This is a genomic window from Chryseobacterium pennae, from assembly GCF_003385515.1.
GTDB classification, from domain to species: domain Bacteria; phylum Bacteroidota; class Bacteroidia; order Flavobacteriales; family Weeksellaceae; genus Chryseobacterium; species Chryseobacterium pennae.
Genome location: NZ_QNVT01000075.1, coordinates 1 through 636 on the forward strand (window position 1 = coordinate 1; position 636 = coordinate 636).

At 34.9% G+C, this 636-nt stretch carries 1 protein-coding gene; it reads right to left on the minus strand.

Annotated features, from left to right (window positions below; genetic code table 11):
- The coding region (locus tag DRF65_RS28190; RefSeq protein ID WP_317126224.1) for a phage integrase SAM-like domain and Arm DNA-binding domain-containing protein at nt 1-614 on the minus strand (614 nt) is incomplete at its 3' end.
- Nucleotides 615-636 lie beyond the last annotated feature (22 nt).

Consider the following 636-nt stretch of genomic DNA (forward strand, 5'->3'; position numbering starts at 1 on the left):
TCTAACTCCTGCTCATTAAGAAATACTCTTGTTACTTCATCAAATTTTGAATCATAATTCATAAATGGATCTTTTTCCAACCAACCATGATTCAAGCAAGCTCTGATGATCTTCCCAAAGTTCATAATATACTTTACGGCTGTATTGTTACCACAATGTTTTTCAGTTCGTAGAAAAAATTCAAAATCATTGAGAAAGGCGTAATTAATTTTCCTGATATCAATATCAGAAATATCATATTTCCACTGCAAAAATTCTTTGGTATGGCTTAAGCAGGTTTTATAGCGGGTTAAGGTTCCCCTAGCATACTCCTTCCCTACTAACTTCTCCATTCTGTCGTTATGATCCTGAAATATTGGTATCAGCATTCGATTTTTTTGATCTCTGCCCAATAGTCTGTTCTTAAGAATTTCACAGCTTACCGGTTCACTTTCCCTTATTAGTGTATGATAGGTATCATAAACTTTCTGCTCAAATGTTTTAAGATAAAAATTAAGTGATTTGCATTCTTCTGAAGACCCTTTTACACTTTGAGCCTGGCAGTTCCATTTTGAAGGCAATACGGTGCGTTTTGTACTGATTTCAGAAATTTTTCCGTCAATAGTAATTCTCATGTAGATGGGTGCTTCTCCCTGG